Genomic DNA, 2,260 nt, shown 5'->3' with positions numbered 1-2,260 from the left:
GCAGCCGTAATTTAACTGTACAGCCCCTAAATTCGCTAACAGGAGAATATCTGGCGCCAGAGAACGGACTGCAAAGGTCGGCGCTAATTCCGGTTGTTCGAGTGCAATGCGTTGAGAACCCACCCCCATCGCTAAACCATAGCGTTGAGCGACCGTTGCCAATCGAGTATTGACTAAATGGGCTAATTCTGTTCCTCCGGTCATGGAAGAGATTAGAATTGGAGCTTTTAAAGATTTCCCCAAAAAGGTTGTCCCCAGTTCAATATCACTGCGGTCAAGTTCAGGAAGACAACAATGGGTAAAACGATATTTTTCTAAACCGCTTGTAAGTTGTTGAAATTCCACATCTTCTTCGATACAAACTCGCAGATGTTCGCTTTTACGATTTTCAATTTCACTGGGAAGATTAGGCGATGACATAGTTGTTATCAAGCATGAGGGTTAAACATTAGATTGAGTTTAAAAATCGAGTTCTAAGAGCAGTTCATCTAGTTCTGACTGATTAAGATCCGCATCGGGAAAATCCGATGGCGTATAACCTCCTTCTGCCGATAAACAATGGTTAATCAGGCTTTCTAAAGGATTTCGATAAGCAGCGGCTAAATTTTTGATCGTTGGGCTAATTCAAGTCTGAATTTCATCCCTGTTTGAGCTATCACATAATACCTCATTCAGGCTACGATAGTCAAGACATTATCGAGGACGATTGTTAATCAAGTTTATGGCTCTTTCTACCTGCTCTGGCTTAACAATTTTAAAATTCGTTCTCTTGGGAAAGACTTGTCTTAACAGTCCCTTAGTATGCTCGTTTAATCCCCTCTCCCAAGAAATTTTGTAGATGGTTTCTTGACATCCTGACCGCCGTAAAACGGACGGCGATTCCCAAAACTCACAATTTGGGTTTCTGCTTCATAGATGACATACCAGCAAGACGGCTATTTGCCGTTAAGATAAATTTCCCTTTTGACCAAGTTGGTAGAGCAAGTTTCTTTGTTCTATGTTAGAATGTTAAGGGCTTCGTTTTTGGGTCTGATTTTTTGTTGTTAAAGATCAGAATATACCTGATGAGCCTTTCTCTGTCAACTCTTAAGGCTGATGTGTTTCCTTTTTGAATTGGCGTTTTTGTTGGTAACGAAGCTGATAAGCTGTAGGGTAAATAAAAAATGACAGAACAAGCTTGGTGGGTACAAAAATGGCTAGAACTACTCGATTCCTATCGCTTTAAAAAACGCTTGGAACGAGCTAGACTTTACGCCAGAGAAGGCAATGTTTTAAGTATTGACTTTGAAGACTCGCAAGTTATTGCTAGAGTACAAGGCAGTGAACCAGAGCCTTATATAGTGGATTTATCCCTAGCGGCTTTTAGTGATGAAGAATGGGATTATATTATTAAGCTTCTCTCCAAAAAGGCTATTTATTCCGCTCAATTGCTCACGGGACAAATGCCCGATAATATTGAGCGTGTTTTTATCGATAGTGGGGTGAATTTATTTCCCTTTTCCCTAGCTGATATTCGCTCTCGTTGTACCTGTCCCGATCAAGCCAACCCCTGCAAACATATAGGAGCAGTATATTATCAATTGGGTGATCGTTTTAGCGTCGATCCCTTCTTGCTTTTGCAACTGCGCGGCCGAACCAAAAGCCAAATTCTGGAAGCTTTACGAGAAAAACGCTCCTATTCTTCTGATAATCAACCTTTAGCAGTCAGTGAACCCCCCACAGTAGTTGAAAAAACTGCCCCCGACAGCACTATCGATCGCTTTTGGCAGTACGATGAGGAGCTAGATCCCTCCCTAGTTGTGATTACGCCGGGGAATGAAAATCAAACCATTCTCGACATTTTAGGCAATTTTCCCCTGGCTGCCCCCGAATCGGATGCCATAGAACAATTTTTAAAACCAATTTACCGACAAATTCCCCAAGAAGCGATGGCGATTGCTTTACAGTAGGGAATTTGGGGTATAAGTAGCTGGTTATAATTAAATTAAAAATGGATTTTGCCTTTAATCCCCCCTTGATCCCCCCTTAATAAGCTATCCATTAGTCACATCTTTCTTAACATAAAATTTGACAAAAAGAGAAAAGTGTGCAAGATGGCTCAAGGGGGTTCTATGGGGGGACTAATTTGATGAGATAGTTTCCAAGTCTCGCTGATATCATGTAACCTTCGCAGTCCCAACCAAATAGTTTTAACACCTGGTTCACCGTCACCTTTTCTACCTAAAAACCCCCCAAGAGAAGCAATCATTCTGACCGCTTC

Annotated in this window: 3 protein-coding genes and 1 pseudogene; 1 reads left to right on the top strand and 3 read right to left on the bottom strand. The window is 41.5% G+C overall.

Annotated elements, in window-relative coordinates; genetic code table 11:
- Both PX484_RS22055 and PX484_RS26150 read right to left on the bottom strand, forming a co-directional pair.
- The coding region (locus tag PX484_RS22055; RefSeq protein ID WP_288105495.1) for an alpha-hydroxy-acid oxidizing protein at positions 1-420 on the bottom strand (420 nt) is incomplete at its 3' end.
- 204 nt (positions 421-624) lie between these two features.
- A pseudogene (locus tag PX484_RS26150) lies at positions 625-828 on the bottom strand (IS30 family transposase); the annotation flags it as partial.
- Between the two features lie 335 nt (positions 829-1,163).
- Between PX484_RS26150 and PX484_RS22045 the strand changes: the two are divergent.
- On the top strand, positions 1,164-1,949 hold the full coding sequence (locus PX484_RS22045) for an SWIM zinc finger family protein (protein WP_002800296.1): 786 nt from the start codon (positions 1,164-1,166) through the stop codon (positions 1,947-1,949).
- A gap of 149 nt (positions 1,950-2,098) precedes the next feature.
- Here the strand turns inward: PX484_RS22045 and PX484_RS22040 are convergent.
- On the bottom strand, positions 2,099-2,260 hold a 162-nt coding region (locus PX484_RS22040), incomplete at its 5' end, for an IS4 family transposase (RefSeq protein WP_288105497.1).

It is taken from the genome of Microcystis sp. M49636_WE2 (assembly GCF_030065375.1).
In the GTDB taxonomy this organism is placed as follows: domain Bacteria; phylum Cyanobacteriota; class Cyanobacteriia; order Cyanobacteriales; family Microcystaceae; genus Microcystis; species Microcystis aeruginosa_C.
This window is presented reverse-complemented; position numbering and strand designations above follow the sequence as displayed.

What these genes read in the sequence shown, in the direction of transcription:
- PX484_RS22045 (WP_002800296.1), top strand. Translation starts at nt 1,164, where the DNA reads ATGACAGAACAAGCTTGGTGGGTACAAAAATGGCTAGAACTACTCGAT.